Origin of the sequence: Vermiculatibacterium agrestimuris (genome assembly GCF_943193085.1) — a bacterium.
Taxonomy (GTDB): Bacteria; Bacillota; Clostridia; order Oscillospirales; family Oscillospiraceae; genus Vermiculatibacterium; species Vermiculatibacterium agrestimuris.
Window position 1 is genome coordinate 58,507 of the sequence record NZ_CALPCU010000001.1, and the last position, 18,020, is coordinate 76,526.

Here is an 18,020-nt window from a genome sequence, read left to right on the forward strand (position 1 = left end):
AGCGATATGCTCCGCGGTACCACCCTGATTTACGCCCCGAGGGACGCATCTCATTGCAGCCGGTATCGGGGCTGAGCCGTCCGGTCTCCCGGAATGCTCGGAAGTGGCGCGGCTGTCCGTGTCGCGGAGGGCTTTCACCGTCCCCTCTCGCTTGACGCGGCGTGACAGCCTTAACTTCGTCATTGCGGAGATAATTGTATCACATTTTCCGGCCCTGTCAAGGCTCAAGACTCCTTTTTTGAGGAGAAAAGAGCGAAGAGATTGCTGCTTTTGCAGGCGGAATCGAACCGCTGGCCCGTAAAAAGGAAGCACAGGGGTTTCACAGAGGAGAGCGCCAGGCAGGCCAGGATGCAGAACAGGGAGATGGCCAGATAATAGAGTGTCTGCTGGAGGATGGTGACGGGAATGGTGGAGCTGGTGACGAGCTTACCCCAAATCAGTCCCCCCATACCCAGCGCCAGGGGATGGATGAGGTAGACGCCGAAGGAGAGGCCCGCCAGGCAGGGCAGAAGCTTGCCGCGGTACGCTTTCCCGCGCAGGCAGGTCTTAGCCAGCAGGAAGATGGAGGTGGCCAAAGCCATAGTGAATAGGGAGAGATAGTCGGTAAACCGGCTGGAATAGGCAGCGTGAGCGTAGGTGTCCCAACGGGTGCCCAGGGTGGCAAAGCCCCAGAGAAAAAGGGTCATAAAGGCCAAAACCTTTCGGGATGGGAGATGCTCCAGCCGCTCCAGATAGGCCCCCAGTAGGAAGTAGCCCAGGTAGCCGCCCACAATATTGATATTCAGCGTCCAGTGCTCGGTAAAGGTGAGGAGCCACTCGGGAGGCACAAAAGAGCGAATGGTGTTGAGCCCCAGAGTGAGGATGACCCACAGAGCCATCATATAGTGCCAGTGGGCGCCGTCCAGATGATCTGCCATCCGTTTGAGGAAGGGGGAAAGGAGATACAGGGGCACCAGGGCGTAGAGGAACCAGTAGGGCACCGCCACGCCGTTGTTGAGCAGACGGCTCAGAGAGGTAAGGGCGGTGTCGCCCTGGCCGGTGAAGACCTGGTAGAGAAGCACCAGGGCCGTCCAGGCCAGATAGGGCACCAGGATCTTGGGCAGCCGGCGGCGGAAAAGGAAACCCAGGTCGGCCGTTTTTTCCTCCCGCAGAAGCAGGGCGCCCGACATCATAAAGAAGAGGGGGACGGCGGGGGTGAAGAGGCAGGCCAGCAGGTTGGAGAAATTCCACAGCGGCGCGTTATCCAAGCCCCGCAGAGCCACTGCCGCCGTATGGAGATAGATCACACCCAGCATGGAAAAGACGCGTAGTACGTCGTAATCGAGGCGGCGTTCCTTCATTCTGCGACCTTCTTTCGGATGATAGACAGAGGCGGGGCCTGACAGGGGAGCCGGAGGAGGAAGGGCATTTGGGGCGCCCGGGCCTCTTCAATGGGGAGGCCGTTTTCATCCTCCAATCCCTCCGCGGTGAATGGGACGGGCGCAAGACCGGGGCCCACCAGCTCCAGGGCCTCTCCCCGGCGGAACTTATTGCGCAGGGAGCACAGGGCTTTCCCTTCGGGAGTGCAGGAGGTGACGATGGCAGATACCTGCCAGTCCCGGACATACCGGGCGTCTCCCACATACTGTTCCGGATGGCCATAGTAGAAGCCATGAGAGTAAGGGCGATGACTCACCTTGTCCAGCTCGGCGCGCCAGACGGGCTCCAGCGGCCGCCCAGCCAGGGCGGCGTCTGCCGCATGGCGGTAGGCGTTGGTGACTACAGCGGCGTAGTAGGCCGACTTGGCCCGCCCCTCGATCTTCAGACTGTCCAGGCCCGCATGGAGAAGCTCCGGTATGTGGTCGATCATACACATATCCTTGGAGTTGAAAATGTACGTCCCCCGCGCGTCCTCCTCTACGGGAAAGAACTCACCGGGGCGCTGCTCCTCCATAAGGGCGTACTGATACCGGCAGGGCTGGGCACAGGCGCCCCGGGCGGCGTCCCGCCCGGTCATATAATTGGAGAGGACACACCGGCCGGAATAACTCACGCACATCGCCCCGTGAACGAAAGCCTCTACCTCCAGACCAGGGGGCCGTTTGGAACATATCTCCGCCACCTCGTCCAAAGTCAACTCCCGGGCCAGGATCACTCGCTGCGCCCCCTGGTCGTGCCAAAACCGGGCGGCGGCATAGTTGGTGATGCTGGTCTGGGTGGAGATGTGGACGCTTACCTTTGGAGCATAGCGCTTGGCCAGAGCCAGCACACCCACATCCCCTACAATGAGGGCGTCTGCGCCCGCATCCTGCAGGAAGGCCAGGTATTCGGGCAGAGCGGCCAGCTCATCGTTGCGGGGCATGGTGTTGCAGGTGATGTGGACGCGGACGCCATGAGAATGACAGAGGGAGACTGCCGTTTCCAGCTCCTCCCGGCTGAAATTCCCGGCAAAGGAGCGCATCCCGTACATCTGCCCCGCCAGGTAGACCGCGTCCGCTCCGTAGGCCACAGCCATCTGGAGCCGCTCCATATCACCGGCGGGGGCCAGGATCTCCAATCGCTTATCCATTGTTGAAGCTGGCCTTCAGGCGGTCGAACTCCGCGCTGGTGCGGGCGTAATGGTGGCGGCCGTCGTCGCCCAGGACGTAATAGTAGTCGTCGGTGTCGTCCGGATTAAGGGCGGAATTGAGCGCCACCATGCCGGGACTGGAGATGGGGCCGGGGGGCAGCCCCTTATTGAGATAGGTGTTATAGGGGCTGTCTACGCTCTGATAGTCGGCTTGAGTCACGGCCCTGCCGGTGACATAGGCAATGGCGGCGTCGATTTGGAGCAGGCCCACGGTCTCGTACTCCGGGTGATCCAGCCGGTTGTATATAACAGAGGCGATATGGGCCTGGTCAGTGCCGTCGGTCTCCTTTTCGATGAGGGAGGCGATGGTGACGATGTCGTGGATGGAGTAGCCCATCTCGGCACACTGGGAACGCAGCTCGTCCGTGAATTGCAGGTCGAAGCGGAGGATCATCTTGTTCAGCACCTGTACCGCCTCGTCCTCACCGCCGCCCATGTAGAACTCATAGGTGTCGGGGAAGAGATAGCCCTCCAGCCGGTGGTAATCACCCAAGGGGAGAACGCCCTTGAGGAAGGAATATTTGAAATCATACTCGGCCGCCACCTTCTGCAAGGTGGAGACATTGGCCACACCCTCCTGGGCCAGCAGGGAGAAGATCTGATCCAGGGTATAGCCCTCAGGGATGGTGACGCTCACCGTTTTCCGGCTTCCCGAGCGGGCGGACATGGAGTTGATCAGCGCATTATAGTCCATGTCGGTGTTGAGATTATAGGTGCCGGGAGCCAGTTTGCTGCTGGCATGGGAGAAGGCGGCAAAGAGCTTGAAGAGGGCCTTATACTCAATCAGGCCGTTTTCCTTGAGCTGGTCGGCCACATAGTCCATGTTCGCCTGACTCACCGTCCGGGTCACGGTCTGGGTCACGCCGTCTCGGGTGACCTCCACCTCCTCGTCGTGATAGGTGAAAATATCGTCGGTGAGGGTGAGGTCAGCAGAATGGGACTCCTTGTTGAGAGCAAGTACATCTCCGGCCCAGATCCAACCCAATCCCGCCAAAACGGCGGAGACTGCCACGACCAGAAGGATGTATAGGATGGGATTCATATGCTTTTTTCGCCGACGGCGCTTGCGCTGACCTTGGGGAGCGTTTCTGGGAGGGGTTCGCTGAGATTCCTGTGCCATATAGGGCTCACTCCTGTCATTTTCGCGTCCCCATCCTGGAACCACATTTGTGGGGGACGCATAGGATATTTCGGATGGCGGCGAGGGAGACCTCCCGAGCCGTCAAATAATCAACGAGGTGAAGTTTCTATGTGCTGTGGTAACAACGGTTGGGGCGGCGGATGCTGCTGGATCATCCTCATTATCATCATCCTGTGCTGCTGCTGTGGCGGCTGGGGCGGTAACGGCTGTGGCTGCGGCAACGGCTGTGGCTGTGGGTGCAACGACGGCTGCTGCTGAGCGAGTACACAGGGAAGAGCGGGGTGAAAGCCCCGCTTTTCTCTTTTTCAAGAGAAGGACAGGCGCTCCCGCTCCGTGAGGATCAGATCAAGCTGCCGGTCATGGGCTGCGGCAGGAATACTATCCAGCAGGAGGGATCCCCGACATAGAGCCACGGTGTAGGGCGTGTGCCGGGTCAGATACCGGTCATAGTATCCCCCACCATGCCCCAACCGAAACCCCCGGCGGTCACAGCACAGGGCGGGGACGAGGAGGAGAGAACCGGCCCCGGGAACCAGCGGGGGACAGGTCTCATCAGGCTCCGGGATGTCATAAGAGCCCTTTTGAAGTGCCTGGGGGCCCATATATTGGCGAAACTCCATCACGCCCTGCGGGCGGCAGCATGGCAAGGCAATGACCTTGCCGCGCTGGAGCAGAGGTTCTATGAGCTGCGCAGTGTCCGGCTCCATCCCCGCACCGTAGTATAGAAACAGCGTGTGGGCCTGCTCGACCTGAGGCAGAGCAAGGAACCGGGCAAAGAGGAGTTGGTCGCTGCGGGATCTGTCACCATCTGACAGGTAAAAATGCTTTACGCTTTGCCGCAGGACGGCTTTTTCAGTGGCGATAGTGGGTTCCATCCTGCACCTGCCGGGCAGCGGCCTCTCCCTTGAGAAGCTCCACCAGCTTTAAGCCAAAATCAAAGGCGGCGCCAGGGCCCTGCCCGGTGACCAGCTTGCCGTCCACGACTGCTTTTTCACCGGTGCAGGGGATAGCCCCGGTCAACTGATCCTCCATACCGGGATAGCAAACTGCTCTGCGGCCCTTGAGAAAGCCCAGGGCGCCAAGAATGGTGGGGGCGGCGCAGATGGCGGCCAGATAGGCGTTCTTTTCCTCGTAGACCTGTTTGATAAGCTCCATGGCCCTGGGTGAGCGCAGGATGGACGTCACGCCCCCCATACCGCCGGGAAGCACAAGGGCCTGCAGGCTAGACAGCTCCGCTTTGTCCACCGTCAGATCGGCTTTCACAGTGATATTGTGAGCACCGGTGACATCAGAGCCGGAAAGGCCCACCAGGGAGACCTCCACCCCCGCTCGGCGGAGCAGGTCGGCGGGGACGATGGCCTCGGCCTCCTCGAAGCCGGTACCAAGAAGAATATAGACCATAAATGTGAGCCTCCTATTAAGAAAGAGTGGAAATATCATTAGAAATGACAGACCAGATCTCGCTGTGGATGTCCTCCATGCTCCGCACCTGGCCGTGGCCGTCCACACAAGGGATCCGGCGCCATCCATAGTGCTCCGCGGCCCGGAGGGCGGTCTGGTGACAGAGGGCCAGATAGGCCTCGTCCACCTCGTGGATATCGCCCTTGGTGTGCGTTTCACTTTCCCGGGAACGTAAAAGCCGCACCGATTGCTCCGTGGGCATATCCAAATAGATCACTGTGTCAGGGGCGGGAAGTCCCAGCTTGCGGTACTCCAAATCGAAAAGCCAGTCAAAGAAGGCGGGCTGTTCCTGGGCGGAGAGCTTGCCTCCCTGGTGGACGGCGTTGGAGGTGGTGTAGCGGTCGGAGAGAATGAGCCCTCCCGATTGATAGCGCGCACCCCAGACCTTTTTCCAGGAGGCGTAACGGTCTACGGCGTAAAAAATAGAGGCGGCGTAGGGGTTTACATCGGAGGGATGGGAACCGAACTCGCCCCCCAGGTACATGCGGATGAGCGCGGAGGAGGGCTCTTCATATTGCGGGAAGACCAGCCTTTGAAAGTCTGTTCCCTGGGTGCGGAGCCGGTCACACAGAAGCCTGAACTGGGTGGACTTTCCGGAGCCGTCGGTGCCTTCGAAGACGATGAGTTTTCCCTTCATGTCACTTGCCTCCCAATCGCGCCCCCAGGGCGTCTACCAAGATAAGAGGGAGCTTTGCCATACGGCCGATCCGGCTGGGCTCCTTAATGAGCCGGTAGAGCCACTCCAGCCCCGCCTTCTGCCAGGCCTCGGGAGCCCGTTGCACGTTTCCGGCGAACACGTCCAGACAGCCGCCCAGCCCCACTGCCAGCTTCACACCGGTCTGGGGGCCGTTCTGCGCCATCCAGAGCTCCTGCTTGGGCGCGCCCAGGCAGACGAAGACCACATCCGCGCCCGAGGCGCGAATGGCCTCGATGACAGGCCCGTCCTCTTTAAAATAGCCGTCATGGGTGCCGCAGATGATAAGCCCGGGATTGGCCTTGCGGAGATTCTCCGCCGCCTGTTCCGCAACGCCGGGCTTGGCGCCCAGAAGGAAGAGCTTGTCCCCCGTCCGGGCCATATGAGCCATGAGGCCCTGGGCGAAGTCCGCGCCGGGGGCGCGCCCCCGCAGGGGGCGGCCCAGGATCTTGGAGGCATAAACTACGCCTACCCCGTCGGGAAGAGACAGGTCAGCCCGGTTGAGAACAGCCCGGAAGGCCTCATCCTTCTTGGCGGAGAGGATAAATTCCGGGTTGGGGGTGACCACGTAGTGGAAGCGCTCCTCCTGCAAAAGGGCGGCTCCGGCCGCAATGGCCTCGGATAAGAGCAGGTCGTCGATACCCACGCCTAAAATATCTGTTTTCAAGCAAATACCTCCCGGAGGTCATAAGTGTAACATTTTAACTCACCTATTTTAGCACATATCTGGCAAAAAGTCCACGATAAACCAGGATATTCAATATAGAAAAATGATGCCGCAAAAATGGCGGGATATACAGAGAGGGGGGCGGGCAAAAAGACCGCAAAAAGGATTTCGCAACTGGAGGTTGCGTTCATTCCAAGGGGGCTTGCTGGACTTTTGCGGCGTAACCCGTTATACTAAGAACAAAAGACGGCGGGGAGGAATGGAATGTGAGCTTGGGAGAAAATATCGTTCGCCTGCGGACAGGGCAAGGTCTGTCCCAGGAGAGCCTGGCGGAAAAGTTGGGGGTCTCCCGCCAGTCTGTGTCAAAGTGGGAGACGGACGGGTCGATCCCCGATCTGGATAAACTGATAAAACTGAGCGAAGTCTTTGGGATCTCACTGGATGAGCTCGTAAAGGGAGGGGGCTTTACGGATGAGCTGACCTTGAAGAAGACGCCTGAGAAGGGAACGGAGCGCTCTGAGCCGCCGCAAAGGAGCGGAAGCCGCCGGGCCGGATACGTGTATCTGGTCATGGGCGCAGTCATCACCGTTATCCTGGCTCTCATGGGCGGCGCGCTGTTGGGCTTGATCTTTGGCCTGCCGTTCTATATCTGTACTATTATCTGCCTGACCTCCAAGGGAAAGCGGGCGGGACTGTGGTGCGGCTGGATCCTGTTTCTGTTGACCGACCTCTATCTCCGTTATGCCACAGGTCTGAGCTGGGGGATCGTTTTTCAGACCTTCCGCTGGACGCCCCGGATGAACTATATGCGGCTTTTTATCGCCTGGGCCCAGTTCCTGGTGATGCTCATTTTCATCCTTTGGACGGCGCTTTCTTACGGAAAAGAACCATGGCCGGCGGGGAAGAGCTGGAAACGGCCCTTTTTTATGGGCTGCGCAGGCGTGGCGTGTACGACCCTGCTTCTGTGGAATTTTAATCTCATAATGACACGCGGCCAATTTTATACAGGCTCGCTTTATTACTGCCTTGCCTTCGGCCGGACAGCAATGGACTACTGCCGGATGATCCTGGTGGGCTGGACGGCCGCCCAGCTTGTACGGTTTCGACGGGGAAAAGGGGAAAAAGAGAAAGAAACGGAGTAAAACGAGTAAAAATAAGAAAAAACTGGAATGGGGTTCACTCCCATTCCAGTTTCTTTTTTAACCAGCCCCAAAAGCCGGAGATATCCTGATCTCCTTGAGGGCGGGCCGGCAGGGACGGCGGCTGGGCGGCCTCGCTTAGAAGGGCGGCCTGGGCGTCCAGAGGTTCCGCACCGGGATGGCGGATAGGGAAAAGCCACTCCCCGGTATCGTCCAGCTCCCGAGCCCTCATATTGTCGGCGCAGAGAAGCTCGATATAACGGGAGAGCTGCCGCCGAACGGCCTCATCCAGCACCGGACAGGCCAGTTCTACTCGCCGCTGGGTGTTTCGGGTCATAAAGTCTGCCGAGGAGAGGTATATTTTGGCGTCCTCTCCCTTGCCAAAGACAAAGATGCGGGCGTGCTCCAAAAACCGGCCCACGATGGAGAAGATACGGATGTTGTCGGTCAGATCCTTTATGCCGGGGCGGAGACAGCACACACCCCGGACATTCAGCAGGATCCTCACGCCCGCCTGACTGGCCTGGGAGAGCTTGTCGATGAGTGCCCGGTCGGTGACGGAGTTGACCTTGCAGAAGAGGAACCCCTCGCTGCCTTTGGCGATCTCTCCATCTATAAGGCCGATGAGGCCGGGACGCAGGCTGTGGGGAGCGGCCAGGAGATATTGGTATTCGCCCGCCAGATTTCCTGTGGCCAGGTCTTGGAAGAAAGCGGCGGCGTCAGAGCCCAGGCCGGGGTGGGCGGTCATCAGGCACAGATCGGTATACTGCCGGGCGGTCTTTTCGTTGTAATTGCCCGTGCCGATCTGGGTGATGTATTGAATGGCGCTCCGGTCCCGGCGGGTGATGAGACAGATTTTGGAGTGGACCTTGAAGCCCTCAGCGCCGTAGATGAGTGTGCAGCCCGCCTCCTCCAGCCGCTCTGCCCAGCGGATGTTGTTCTGCTCGTCGAACCGGGCCTGAAGCTCCAGGAGAACGGTGACGTCTTTGCCGTTTTCTGCTGCCGCGGCAAGGTATTCTACCAGTTTGGTCTTGGAGGCCAGCCTGTAAATCGTGATCTTGATGGACAGCACCTGGGGGTCGGCGGAGGCCTCCCGCACCAGGCGGAGGAAGGGCTCCATGGAGTGGTAGGGGTAGTAGAGCAGAACGTCCTGACGGAGGAGCTGAGGGATGATGGGCTCCTTCTGGGAAAGGGCGCTGGGCCAGCAGGGGGCAAAGGGAGGATAGCACAAAGCGGCGGCGCTCTCTTTGGGCAGCCGATCTTCCAGCGCATAGACATAGCGCAGAGACAGGGGGGCTTTGGAATGGAAGACCCGGGCCGCCTCCAGCCCAAGGCGGCTTTGGAGGTGGGACAGGGCGGCCTCGTCCAGGTTTCCCTGAAGCTCCAGGCGCACGGGAGAAAGACGGGAGCGTTTTTTTAAGAGCTTTTTCATATGGGCGCGGAAGTCCTCTTCCGTCTCGCTATCTTCGTCCTCCGGGGGCAGGTCGGCGTTGCGGGTCACCGCGATCACAGCCTGAGAGGTGACCGTATAGCCCTCAAAGAGCGCATAGGCATGGGAGAGGATGATCTGCTCAATGAGCACATAGCGAAGACCTGGCTCCTCCAGCACCAAAAACGAAGGCAGCGCCTTTGGGACAGGCACCAGCCCTAGATGCTCCCGGCCCTCCCGGCGCAGGGAAAGGACGATGGTAAGCTGGCCGCTGGGCAGGTGGGGGAAGGGGTGATGGCTGTCTACCACCAGAGGGGAGAGGATAGGCCCCGCACAATCCCGGAAGAACCGTTCGGTCTGCCGCCGTTCCCGCTGGCTCAGCTCCTGGGGAGAGAGCCGGCAGATATTGCAGGCGCGCAGGCGTTTTTCCAGCTCGGCCACCAGTTTGTCCCGGCGGTGATAGAGGGGCCGGACGGCCTGAAGGATGAGGGAGAGCTGCCGGGCGGGGGTGAGACCGCTCTTGCTGTCCACGTGATTCGGGCGTATGAGCGCCATGTCCCCGATACTTCCAACCCGAACCATGAAAAATTCTTCTAAATTACTGGTAAAAATAGCGGCAAATTTCAGCCGCTCGAAGAGAGGGACGCTCTCGTCCCAGGCCTCTTCCATAACCCGCTGGTTGAAGCGCAGCCAGGACAGCTCCCGTTCCTGGGTATACCGGGTGTCCACCTCATTCCCCTTGGACATAGGGCGCCTCCTTTCCCAAGACCCGGGACAGGAGATAACCTTCCCGCACCCCCTGGAGACTGACGTCGACCGTTTCCACGGAGAAAGTCTTGACAATCTCCCGCAGGATGATGAGACCAGGCAGAAGGGTGTGGATCCGGTCAGGGGAGATGCGAAGCACATCTCGAAGCGTTTCACTATCCCCCTTTTTCAACCTGCGGCAGAGTGCCCGGATATCCTGGGCGGCAAGAGCCTGGCCCGGCTTCAGGCCACAGAGCTTTCCGGCGGCGCGGATGGTGCCGCCCACTCCCCGCAGATGGGTGCAGGGGGTGGCCTCTACGCGGGAGAGCGCATCCGCCACATGGCGGCGGATGATCTTGGCCTCTCCGGCAGTGGGGAATATTCCCTCTACATATTGGGTGAAGAGGGACAGAGAGCCCAGGGGCAAACTGACGGCGGAGCGGATGTTCCCGTCCTCGCAGACCACCAGCTCGGTGGAGCCGCCGCCGATGTCGGAGAGCAGGCCGGGATCGGCGGTCTCAGGGGCGCCCCAGAGGGCGCCCAGGTAGGACAAAGCGGCCTCCTCCGCGCCGGAGATGACCTCGATCTCCGCACCGGTGGCGCCCCAGATGGCGGAGAGAGCTTCGTCGGTATTGACGATGTTGCGCAGAGAGGCTGTGGCAAAAATGTGGAGCTCCTCCACGCCCAGGTTCCGCAGCAAGTTCTGGAACTGGGCGATGACCTGGCAGGCCTCCTGGATCCCCGCGGGGGAGAGGACGCCGTTTTTCACATAGCCGGCCAGTCCAACGGTCTCTTTTTTCCCAAGCAGGAGCTTGAAGCCACCGTTTTCATACCGGTAGATGGAAAGACGCACGGTATTGGAGCCTACATCCACCACGCCGCAGTTGGGCATATCCATTTCCTCCTTGGCAAAGCCTTTGGTCAGGGGTATTTTATGCACCGCAGCGGAAAAAACAACGTTATAGCGCCAAAAATGAAAAAACGCTGCAAAGAATACCCGCATGACACGGAAGTATCATGCGGGTATTCCAAATGTTCTTTACAGGGGCCTGGCGCTCTTTGCTTCTCTGGCCATGCTTATGTGGGAGGCAGGATCTCGGTGTAGGTGAGCAGACGGTAGAGGAGGTAAGCCGCTTCATCCCGTGTGGTGGGCTGGGTGGAGACGATATTTGCCGGATCGTCCCACAGCAGATTCAGGGAATTGCCGAAATAGCCTTCCTGGCTCTCCGCCAGGAGCCAGACCGAGGACTTGGCCCAGCCGTCATAGCCCGCCAACGCTTCACTTTCCAAAGCGCTGCTTGGCATGGCGGCACTGTCCTCATAGAGGAACATATTGAGCCGCTGGGCCAGACGGCCCATGACGGTGATGAACTGTTGGTGGTCGATGGGCTCCTCCGGCAGAAACAGGTCGTGACCAATGCCCTTTACCAGCCCCATATTGCTCACGGCGATGACGGCAGGGGCGTACCAGGCGTCGTCAGAGACGTCGGTATAAGGGCTTGGATTTTCAGGTATGACGCAATTAAGGGCGGAGGCAAGAATCTGGCACAGCTCAGCCCGGGTCAGGGTGTCCGCCGGGTGATAACTGCCGTCGCCTACGCCCTGAAGCATATCATAGGTCTTCAAAATGCTGAGGGCCTCGGCATACCGGGACTGGTCGTGATCGGTGAAAAGGGGAGCCTCCACCTCCAGCCCGACCTGAGCGCCGGCCTGGACGGCGGTGGCGTCCAGCCAGTTGTTGTCTCCCTTGCTCAGCCACACTCCGGCGGAAATGGGAAGGGCTTCCAGCAGGGCCAATAGCGCCTCGGGAGTCTCCTGGGCGGCGGTTGTCAGGTTGAGCTGCCAAAGGGCGCCGCCCAGATCGATCTGAAGGGTGTCGTCCCCCTGTCGAGGGACGCTGTCCGCCAGCAGAAGAGCCACGTCAGCGGCCAGGCGTTCGTCCATCAGCAGATCGGGGATCACGCCGATCTGGTCGGTAGTATTGCCGGCGGGAGAAAAGAAGCGGTGAGAGGTGATCTTGAGGGCGTCTCCGTCGGCGAAGAATCTGGGGAAGGAGCGTTTGGTCAGCACGGTTTGCGCCACGCCCTTACCGTAAGTGCGGCCTCCGATGATGAGGCCCCGGCTATAGGATTGAATGGCGGCGGTGAAGATCTCCGCCGCGCTGGCGGTATTCTGATCTACCAGCACGATGACGGGGGCGTCAGTGGCGGCGTCGTTTTCGTAGGGGTGATACTCATAGTTTCCGACTCCGTCCCGGAAGTAGAGAAGGTCGCCCTCGCCGATGAAGAGGCCGGCGGAGTCCACGGCAGCGTCGGTGGCGCCGCCCAGGTTGGTGCGGAGATCTACGATCCACACATCGGCTTCGGCGCCGTAAGCGTCAATGGCGTCCCGGAAATGGCCATAGGTCTCCTCACCGAAGGTATCACAGTCGATGTAGCCGATGTGGCCGGCCAGAAGGTCGCTGCTGGTGGCAGGGACGACTACGATGTTCCGGGTGAGGGTGACAGTGCGCCGGGCGCCGCCGCGCAGATAGGTGACCTGCACCTTGGAGCCCACCTCGCCCTTGAACCAGTCGGAGATCACGTCCTCGTCCGGCTCTTTCAGAACATCCTGACCGTCCACCGCCACAATAATATCGCCGGCCTGGAGCCCGCCTGCCTCGGCGGGGGAGTCCGCCATAACGCCGCCGAGCAGAAGCCCGTTTTCGGTGTGGGAGTAGGAAATGCCGACGCCGACCAGGGTGGAGTCCTGCATGGTGGCGGCAAAAGCGGCGTAGTCCTCGGCGGTGAAATACTCCGTATAGGGATCCCCCAGGGCTGCCAGCATATCCTCGATAGTGGGCTGTTCCAAAACGGACTGAGGCACCTCATCGATGTAATAGGTCTGGAGGAGCTGCGCCGCCTGCTTGGGCGTGAGGGCCTGTGCGGCGGGAAGGGCCAGCAGGGAAAGGGCAAGCGCCGCGGCGGTGAGACGGGAAGCAATATGTCGATTCATAGGCTTGTGCCTCCAAGAGAAGGATACGTTCATTTTAATATCATAATCCAAAATGCCGCCGGGCACAATCCCCGGCGGCATTTTGTCACCTATTTGTTAATTTTCTGCCTCCAAGACAGTCAAACATCCAGCCGGATGGAAACAGGACAATGGTCGCTGCCGTAAATGTCGGTGTGGATGGCGGCGTCAGTGAGCCGATCCCGCAGCCGATGGGAGATGAGGAAGTAGTCGATGCGCCATCCGGCATTATTTTCCCTGGCGTGAAAACGGTAGCTCCACCAGGAGTAGGCTCCTGTCAGGCCGGGATTCAAATAACGGAAGGTGTCGGTGAAGCCGGCGGCCAGAAGCTGGGAGAATTTTTCCCGCTCCTGATCAGAAAAACCGGGATTTAAGTGATTGCTTTTCGGATTTTTCAGGTCGATCTCCTCGTGTGCCACGTTCAGATCGCCGCAGACGACCACCGGCTTTTTCTCGTCCAGGGCGAGGAGGTAGGCCCGGAAGGCGTCTTCCCAGGCCATGCGGTAGTCCAGCCGTTTCAGCCCGTCCTGCGCGTTGGGTGTGTAGACGGTGACAAGATAGAAATCCTCAAACTCCAGGGTGATGGAGCGGCCCTCTCCTACATGGTCGTCATCACCAATATCGTAGGATACGCGCAGGGGCGTCAAACGGGTGAAAACGGCGGTGCCGGAGTAGCCCTTCTTCTGGGCGGAGTTCCAATACATTTGGTAACCAGGCAGGTCAAACTCTGCCTGATGGGCCTCCATTTTGGTCTCCTGCAGGCAGAATACGTCGGCATCCAAGGCGAAAAAGCTTTCTAAAAAGCCCTTTTTCAGGCAGGCCCGCAGGCCGTTAACATTCCACGAGACAAATTTCATTGCATCTGTTCCTCCTTTTGAATGATAAAGCTTGCCGTACCCATCAGGTCAGTGCGGTAGATCTCACAGCCGGCGGCGCCCAGCCGCTCCATGGCCTCCAGAGCCGGGTGGCCGTAGGAGTTGTACCCGGAAGAGATGACGGCCCGCTCCGGTGCGACAGCCAGGAGCAGTTCTTCCGATGTGGCGTTTTTGGAGCCGTGATGGCCCACCACAAGCAGTTCAATGTCCGGCAAGCTTTTATACTTTACAAGCCTGCGCTCCACTACCGCGTCCATATCTCCGGTGATCAGCACGTCGAAGGAGCCGACGGTGCACAGAACGGACAGGCCCTCCTCGTTGGCGCTGCCCTTGCCCAAGGGCTCGTAGATGGAGAGAAGGGCATCGCCAAATGAAATGGCGGCATCCTCCAAAAGAAGTTCTACGGAGCAGCCGTGCTCTTTTGCCAAAGCCAGGATCTCCTGGCGAAGGGGATCCTCCGGGGTCACATCGGGAGCGATGATGAGGGACACATCGATCCGGGAGAGAAGCTCCGCTACGCCGCAGGTGTGATCGCTGTGGTAGTGGGTGAGTATCAGAGCGTCCAGGTGGGATGAACCCAAGGACTGTAGGTAATCTGCGGCCACATCGCCGGGATCGTCCCAGCTGTTGCCGCCACAGTCCACGAGTACGGCGTGTCCCCTGGAATAGAAGAGAGTGGAGGCACCCTGCCCCACGTCCAGAGCGGCCACAGTGAGAGCTCCGGTGAGGGTGGGATAGACATTCATCATCAAGGCGGCGCAGAGGGTGGGAAGCAGGGTGATGACGCAAACGGTGGGGCGCAGCCTCCGCCGGGAGAAGAGGTACAGAAGCGCTATGGCATAGGCGATCAGGAACCAACCCAGCAGATAGATTGAGGTGAGGGGAATGGAGGCGAAGGGTAAGCGGGAGAAGGCTTTTACGATAAAGATCACCCATCGGGCGGGCCAGGCGGAGATCCAGGCCAGGATGGCCGCCGCACCGGGAAAACACAGGCCCAAAAGAGCGGCCAGAAGCCCGCTTAAAAACACGTCGGACACCGCCCACAGTGTGAGCAGGTTGGTCAATGGCCCTACAAGAGAGACTGAATGGAAATGAAGCGCGGCCAGAGGAGTGGTGAAGAGGAGCGCGCCCAGCGTGACGGCAAGGGAATCCACGCAATAAAGCAGAACCTTGCCTGCCAGAGAGCCGGGGAGCTTGTCCCATTTTGGGACGGCCCTATGCCACCGCTGACTCAGCGGTGTGGTGATGAGATAGATACCGGCAACAGCGGCGAAGGAGAGCTGTAAGCTGACGCTGGAGGCGGCATAGGGACAATGGAGCAGGAGCAGCGCCAGGACGGTGCACAGAGCGGTGGGACGATCCTCCTCCCGATTGAGCAAGGGAGCCAGCAGAGGAAAAGAACACATGAAAGCGGCTCGAAGGGCGGAGGGGGAATTTCCCGCCAGGGCGGCGAAAAAATAGACGATCAGAATGGTGAGGATAGCGGAGCGGCGGTTCATTTTACCCAAAAGCAGAGCCATCATAGCCGCCAAAAAGCTGATATGGAGGCCGGATACCGCAACTATATGGGAAATGCCGGATCGCTGAAAGGCGGAATAGAGCCCGGTGGGCAGAGCGGATTTGTCCCCGGTGATGAGCGCGGTGACAAAACCGGCTATATCTGCTGGGAAAAGGCGGGCTACAGAAGCCTTCAGTTCATGGGCGGCGTACTGGGGCCAAAATCGGGGCGGGATGTGTTCCGGCCGCTGGATCAAGGTCGGCTCCTCCTGGGCATAGCCCAGCAGATAGATACCTTTGGACTGATAGTAGTCTACGCTCTCGCCCCGGAGAAAGTCGGAGGGGGAAAGGTGTATGGCGCCGTAAATCTTATCTCCCGGCCTAAACTCCAGCGCCTCCGCTCCCGCATAGAGCTGTACTTTGGTGGAGCCTTCTCCCAGCCGTACAGGAAGGGAAGCGCCCCGGCTGGTGGGAGTGGGGAAGTCCAAGACCGTCATGGCAAAGGGTGGTTGGGATATATCTGCCAGAGCGTGGGCGGGAGCGCGGACAAAGTGGGCATAGAGGCCTGTCCACAAAAAGCCCGCGGCCAGTCCGGCGGCCAAAAGGGCGGCCCTTTGACGGGCCCCTCTGGGGAGTAGAAGGGAGAGGAGACCGCCCAGGGCGCACAAAAACCCTGCCGGAAGTCCGAGGGACTCCGGCAGAAGATAGACCGACAGAAAGACCGCCGCTGAAAAAGCGCAGGTCAGCCAGCACAGCTTACGCATGGGCGTTGCCGATTCTTTTGTAATCCATGAAGATCACCTCAAAAGGCGGATAAAAGCAGGAGGAACGGAATTCAAGCTCACATTTGAAAGGAGGGGATGTAAGCCGCCCGAGAGGGCGGCATTGGGGCTCAGACCCGGAAAATACGGGCCGCGGTGGAAGTGGTGCCGTTGACAGTAAAAATGGCCTGGTTGGCACCGTTGATAGCGCTCTCCCCGGCGTAGAAGGCGGGGTAGGAGACATAGACGGGGAACTGGGAGAGCCCGGAAAAGACGGGGCTATCGGGGAAGATGGGCAGAGTGGTAATGCCGTTGTCCGTATCGCAGCCGCAACCGCAGCCGCAGCCACAGGAACCACCGCAACCACAAGAACTGCCGCAGCCGCAAGAGCTGCCGCAGGAACCACAACAAAACATGAATAAGATCCCTCCGTTTGAAATGTGGTGGCCTTTGCCACAACCCATCCTATGAGGAGGGGGGTGGAATGGTGCTTACCGCTCCGCCCAATCCAGACTGCGGTTTACCGCCTTATGCCAGCCGGCCAGGAGCGTTTCTCTGCGACCGCGCTCGATCTGAGGGGTAAAAATGGCGTCCTGCCGCCAGAGCTGGCGCAGTTCATCGGTGTCCCGCCAGAAACCCACCGCCAGACCCGCCAGACAGGCCGAGCCCAAAGCAGTGGTCTCCCGCACAACAGGGCGGCGGACGCTTTGACCCAATATGTCGGCCTGGAACTGGAGGAGGAAGCCGTCCCGGCTGGCACCGCCGTCGGCGCTGAGGTTGGTGAGCGGAAGGCCGGTGTCCTTCTCCATAGCGCTCACCAGATCCCGCACCTGGTAGGCGATGGATTCCTGGGCTGCCCGGACGATGTGGGCCCGATTGGTGCCGCGGGTGAGCCCCACCAGACAGCCCCTGGCATACATGTCCCAGTGGGGCGCGCCCAACCCGGTAAAGGCGGGCACCAGATAGACCCCGCCGGTGTCGGGGACGGATGCGGCGACGGTCTCGGCCTCCGAGGCCTCGGTGAGCAGACCCAGTTCGTCCCGGAGCCACTGGATCACGGCCCCTCCAGTGAAGGCGGAGCCCTCCAAAGCATACTGTACCGTGCCGTTTCGGGCCATGGCGATGGTGGTGAGCAGGCCGTTACGGCTCTCGCAGGGAGTCGTTCCCGTATTCATTAGCAGAAAACAGCCGGTGCCGTATGTGTTTTTAGCCTCGCCGGGGGCGAAGCAGGCCTGGCCGAAGAGGGCGGCCTGCTGGTCTCCCGCCATACCGGCAATGGGGATCCTAATCCCGGAAATATCGGCGTGACCTATCACGCCGCTGCACTCCACCACCTGAGGGAGGATCTCCCGGGGAATGTCCAGAGCCTGGAGGAGTGTGTCGTCCCAGCAGCCCCGGTGAATGTCGTAGAGCATGGTGCGGGAGGCGTTGGTGGCGTCGGTGACATGAACGGCGCCGTCGGTGAGCTTCCACACCAGCCAACAGTCCACCGTGCCGAAGAGAAGCTCTCCCCGCCGGGCCCGCTCCCGCCGGGGGTCGATTTTGTCCAGGATCCATTTCAGCTTGGTGGCGGAAAAGTAGGCGTCGGGTAACAGCCCGGTGGTTTTGCGGATGTGGCCTGTCAGGCCGTCGGCCTTTAGCCGGTCGACCTCTTCCGCCGTCCGGCGGCACTGCCAGCAGATGGCGTTGTATACGGGCACGCCGGTAGCCCGCTCCCACACAACGGTGGTCTCCCGCTGGTTGGCCACGCCGATGGCGGCTACATCCCGGGGCTTTACTCCGGACTGGGCCAGTACCTCCATCATCACCGCGTACTGGGAGGCCCAGATCTCCATGGGGTCGTGCTCCACCCAGCCCTCTCTGGGGTAGATCTGGCGCAGTTCCTTCTGGGCGGTGCTCACCAGGTTTTGGGCCCGGTCGAAGAGGATGGCGCGGGAACTGGTGGTGCCCTGATCCAATGTGAGGATGTATTTTCCCATAGAGAGCCCT

At 60.1% G+C, this 18,020-nt stretch carries 16 protein-coding genes; 2 read left to right on the plus strand and 14 right to left on the minus strand.

Annotated features, from left to right (window positions below; all coding sequences use genetic code 11):
* Nucleotides 1-224: 224 nt before the first annotated feature.
* Genes NFR87_RS00295 through mltG form a run of 3 tightly spaced genes read right to left on the minus strand, consistent with a single transcriptional unit; the run spans nucleotide 225 to nucleotide 3,650 of the window.
* Nucleotides 225-1,340, minus strand: a complete 1,116-nt coding sequence (locus tag NFR87_RS00295) for an acyltransferase (RefSeq protein WP_251444839.1) — start codon at nucleotides 1,338-1,340, stop codon at nucleotides 225-227.
* Nucleotides 1,337-2,548, minus strand: a complete 1,212-nt coding sequence (locus tag NFR87_RS00300; protein WP_251444842.1) for a peptidase U32 family protein — start codon at nucleotides 2,546-2,548, stop codon at nucleotides 1,337-1,339. Before NFR87_RS00300 ends, NFR87_RS00295 begins: the two co-directional genes overlap by 4 nt.
* Nucleotides 2,541-3,650 carry an endolytic transglycosylase MltG gene (gene mltG, locus NFR87_RS00305; protein WP_251444845.1) on the minus strand — a complete coding sequence of 370 codons (1,110 nt, stop codon included), beginning with the start codon at nucleotides 3,648-3,650 and terminating at the stop codon, nucleotides 2,541-2,543. The genes NFR87_RS00300 and mltG overlap by 8 nt, the downstream gene beginning before the upstream one ends.
* Nucleotides 3,651-3,857: 207 nt before the next feature.
* Here mltG and NFR87_RS00310 point away from each other — a divergent pair, with 207 nt between their 5' ends.
* Nucleotides 3,858-4,007, plus strand: a complete 150-nt coding sequence (locus tag NFR87_RS00310) for a hypothetical protein (RefSeq protein ID WP_251444848.1) — start codon at nucleotides 3,858-3,860, stop codon at nucleotides 4,005-4,007.
* Nucleotides 4,008-4,054: 47 nt separating this feature from the next.
* Here NFR87_RS00310 and NFR87_RS00315 read toward each other — a convergent pair whose 3' ends face one another.
* From NFR87_RS00315 to NFR87_RS00330, 4 genes are read right to left on the minus strand one after another with little or no spacing between them, the layout of a single operon-like run.
* On the minus strand, nucleotides 4,055-4,624 hold the full coding sequence (locus NFR87_RS00315) for a 5-formyltetrahydrofolate cyclo-ligase (protein WP_251444852.1): 570 nt from the start codon (nucleotides 4,622-4,624) through the stop codon (nucleotides 4,055-4,057).
* Nucleotides 4,602-5,150 (minus strand): DJ-1 family glyoxalase III, encoded by a 549-nt coding sequence (locus NFR87_RS00320; RefSeq protein WP_251444855.1) that lies wholly within the window; start codon nucleotides 5,148-5,150, stop codon nucleotides 4,602-4,604. The genes NFR87_RS00315 and NFR87_RS00320 overlap by 23 nt, the downstream gene beginning before the upstream one ends.
* A 16-nt stretch (nucleotides 5,151-5,166) precedes the next feature.
* Nucleotides 5,167-5,847, minus strand: a complete 681-nt coding sequence (locus NFR87_RS00325; protein ID WP_251444858.1) for a dTMP kinase — start codon at nucleotides 5,845-5,847, stop codon at nucleotides 5,167-5,169.
* A 1-nt stretch (nucleotide 5,848) separates the two neighbouring features.
* On the minus strand, nucleotides 5,849-6,571 hold the full coding sequence (locus NFR87_RS00330) for a WecB/TagA/CpsF family glycosyltransferase (protein ID WP_251444861.1): 723 nt from the start codon (nucleotides 6,569-6,571) through the stop codon (nucleotides 5,849-5,851).
* 266 nt (nucleotides 6,572-6,837) lie between these two features.
* On the opposite strand from NFR87_RS00330, the gene NFR87_RS00335 reads away from it, so the two are divergent.
* Nucleotides 6,838-7,713 (plus strand): helix-turn-helix domain-containing protein, encoded by an 876-nt coding sequence (locus NFR87_RS00335; RefSeq protein WP_251444865.1) that lies wholly within the window; start codon nucleotides 6,838-6,840, stop codon nucleotides 7,711-7,713.
* 34 nt (nucleotides 7,714-7,747) lie between these two features.
* Here the strand turns inward: NFR87_RS00335 and ppk1 are convergent, their stop codons facing one another.
* The 7 genes from ppk1 to glpK all read right to left on the minus strand — a co-directional run bounded on the left by ppk1 (nucleotide 7,748) and on the right by glpK (nucleotide 18,010).
* Nucleotides 7,748-9,886 carry a polyphosphate kinase 1 gene (gene ppk1, locus NFR87_RS00340; RefSeq protein ID WP_251444868.1) on the minus strand — a complete coding sequence of 713 codons (2,139 nt, stop codon included), beginning with the start codon at nucleotides 9,884-9,886 and terminating at the stop codon, nucleotides 7,748-7,750.
* Nucleotides 9,870-10,778 carry a Ppx/GppA phosphatase family protein gene (locus NFR87_RS00345; protein ID WP_251444871.1) on the minus strand — a complete coding sequence of 303 codons (909 nt, stop codon included), beginning with the start codon at nucleotides 10,776-10,778 and terminating at the stop codon, nucleotides 9,870-9,872. Before NFR87_RS00345 ends, ppk1 begins: the two co-directional genes overlap by 17 nt.
* A gap of 185 nt (nucleotides 10,779-10,963) precedes the next feature.
* On the minus strand, nucleotides 10,964-12,880 hold the full coding sequence (locus NFR87_RS00350) for a S41 family peptidase (RefSeq protein ID WP_251444874.1): 1,917 nt from the start codon (nucleotides 12,878-12,880) through the stop codon (nucleotides 10,964-10,966).
* Nucleotides 12,881-12,999: 119 nt separating this feature from the next.
* Nucleotides 13,000-13,755: an exodeoxyribonuclease III gene (locus NFR87_RS00355; protein WP_251444877.1), complete on the minus strand. Its 756-nt coding sequence runs from the start codon at nucleotides 13,753-13,755 to the stop codon at nucleotides 13,000-13,002.
* On the minus strand, nucleotides 13,752-16,034 hold the full coding sequence (locus NFR87_RS00360) for a DNA internalization-related competence protein ComEC/Rec2 (RefSeq protein WP_251444880.1): 2,283 nt from the start codon (nucleotides 16,032-16,034) through the stop codon (nucleotides 13,752-13,754). Before NFR87_RS00360 ends, NFR87_RS00355 begins: the two co-directional genes overlap by 4 nt.
* A 128-nt stretch (nucleotides 16,035-16,162) precedes the next feature.
* Complete coding sequence (locus NFR87_RS00365) at nucleotides 16,163-16,447, minus strand: hypothetical protein (RefSeq protein WP_251444883.1); 285 nt, start codon at nucleotides 16,445-16,447, stop codon at nucleotides 16,163-16,165.
* A 75-nt stretch (nucleotides 16,448-16,522) separates the two neighbouring features.
* Nucleotides 16,523-18,010, minus strand: coding sequence for a glycerol kinase GlpK (glpK, locus tag NFR87_RS00370; protein WP_251444886.1), 1,488 nt, complete (start codon nucleotides 18,008-18,010; stop codon nucleotides 16,523-16,525).
* Between the last annotated feature and the right edge of the window lie 10 nt (nucleotides 18,011-18,020).

Excerpts from the sequence above, each read along its gene's own strand:
- NFR87_RS00295 (WP_251444839.1), bottom strand. The coding sequence starts at position 1,340 with ATGAAGGAACGCCGCCTCGATTACGACGTACTACGCGTCTTTTCCATG.
- NFR87_RS00300 (WP_251444842.1), bottom strand. The coding sequence starts at position 2,548 with ATGGATAAGCGATTGGAGATCCTGGCCCCCGCCGGTGATATGGAGCGG.
- mltG (WP_251444845.1), bottom strand. The coding sequence starts at position 3,650 with ATGAATCCCATCCTATACATCCTTCTGGTCGTGGCAGTCTCCGCCGTT.
- NFR87_RS00310 (WP_251444848.1), top strand. The coding sequence starts at position 3,858 with ATGTGCTGTGGTAACAACGGTTGGGGCGGCGGATGCTGCTGGATCATC.
- NFR87_RS00315 (WP_251444852.1), bottom strand. The coding sequence starts at position 4,624 with ATGGAACCCACTATCGCCACTGAAAAAGCCGTCCTGCGGCAAAGCGTA.
- NFR87_RS00320 (WP_251444855.1), bottom strand. The coding sequence starts at position 5,150 with ATGGTCTATATTCTTCTTGGTACCGGCTTCGAGGAGGCCGAGGCCATC.
- NFR87_RS00325 (WP_251444858.1), bottom strand. The coding sequence starts at position 5,847 with ATGAAGGGAAAACTCATCGTCTTCGAAGGCACCGACGGCTCCGGAAAG.
- ppk1 (WP_251444868.1), bottom strand. The coding sequence starts at position 9,886 with ATGTCCAAGGGGAATGAGGTGGACACCCGGTATACCCAGGAACGGGAG.
- NFR87_RS00345 (WP_251444871.1), bottom strand. The coding sequence starts at position 10,778 with ATGCCCAACTGCGGCGTGGTGGATGTAGGCTCCAATACCGTGCGTCTT.
- NFR87_RS00350 (WP_251444874.1), bottom strand. The coding sequence starts at position 12,880 with ATGAATCGACATATTGCTTCCCGTCTCACCGCCGCGGCGCTTGCCCTT.
- NFR87_RS00355 (WP_251444877.1), bottom strand. The coding sequence starts at position 13,755 with ATGAAATTTGTCTCGTGGAATGTTAACGGCCTGCGGGCCTGCCTGAAA.
- NFR87_RS00360 (WP_251444880.1), bottom strand. The coding sequence starts at position 16,034 with ATGCGTAAGCTGTGCTGGCTGACCTGCGCTTTTTCAGCGGCGGTCTTT.
- NFR87_RS00365 (WP_251444883.1), bottom strand. The coding sequence starts at position 16,447 with ATGTTTTGTTGTGGTTCCTGCGGCAGCTCTTGCGGCTGCGGCAGTTCT.
- glpK (WP_251444886.1), bottom strand. The coding sequence starts at position 18,010 with ATGGGAAAATACATCCTCACATTGGATCAGGGCACCACCAGTTCCCGC.